At 62.7% G+C, this 874-nt stretch carries 1 protein-coding gene and 1 pseudogene; both read left to right on the plus strand.

The annotated features are described in order from the left end of the window. Window positions 1–294: pseudogene (locus AC628_RS46295) on the plus strand (hypothetical protein); the annotation flags it as partial. Then, on the plus strand, window positions 212–832 hold the full coding sequence (locus tag AC628_RS41725; protein ID WP_074132576.1) for an IS630 family transposase: 621 nt from the start codon (window positions 212–214) through the stop codon (window positions 830–832). The pseudogene AC628_RS46295 and the gene AC628_RS41725, both read left to right, overlap by 83 nt. Window positions 833–874: the final 42 nt, after the last annotated feature.

Raw genomic sequence — 874 nt, forward strand, 5'->3', positions numbered from 1 at the left:
TTTGTGAGCCAATGGCGCCAGAGCGGAGCGTCCAGCGCCAAGCCACAGGGTGGCGATCAGCGCTCGCATCGCATTGAGGCGTACCGCGAGATGATCCTGGGCGCGATCAAAGCTAAGCCGGACATGACCCTGGTCGAGGTCGCAGAAATGCTCGAAGCCAAGACGGGAGATTCGTTTGCGCCGAGCTCGGTTTGGCGCTTTCTCGACCGTCATGCCATCAGCTTCAAAAAAAACCGCGCACGCAGCCGAGCAGGACAGGCCCGACGTCGCAGCCGCCCGCGAGGCTTGGCGTGAGCTGGCACCGAGCCTGGATCCGGACAAGTTGGTCTTTATCGACGAGACCGGGGCTTCCACCAAGATGGCCCGACTTTACGGTCGCTCCAGGCGCGGCAGCCGCTGCCGTGCCCCGATCCCGCACGGTCATTGGCTAACCACGACCTTTACCGCAGCCCTGCGCCGCACCGCCTTGACCGCGCCGATGACGCTCGACGGACCGATGAACGCCGTCGCCTTCCGCGCCTATGTCGAGCAGGTTCTGGCGCCGACACTCGATCCCGGCGACATCGTGGTGATGGACAATCTGCCGGCGCACAAGGGTGCGGCCGTCCGCGCCGCCATCCAGGCATGCGGCGCAAACCTTATTCTGCTGCCACCCTATTCGCCCGACTTCAATCCGATCGAAAACGCCTTCGCCAAGTTCAAATCGCGGCTGCGCAAGGCCGCCGCCAGAACTATCGAGACCTTGGAAACAGCGATCGCAGACGCCTTCCACACCTTCACACCGCAAGAATGCTCAAACTACTTCCAGGCCGCGGGATATGGTTCAGCGTGATCGGAATCTGCTCTAGCATAACCCGCCGAAAACCTCGTGCGC

The organism is Bradyrhizobium sp. NAS96.2, from assembly GCF_001908235.1.
Taxonomy (GTDB): domain Bacteria; phylum Pseudomonadota; class Alphaproteobacteria; order Rhizobiales; family Xanthobacteraceae; genus Bradyrhizobium.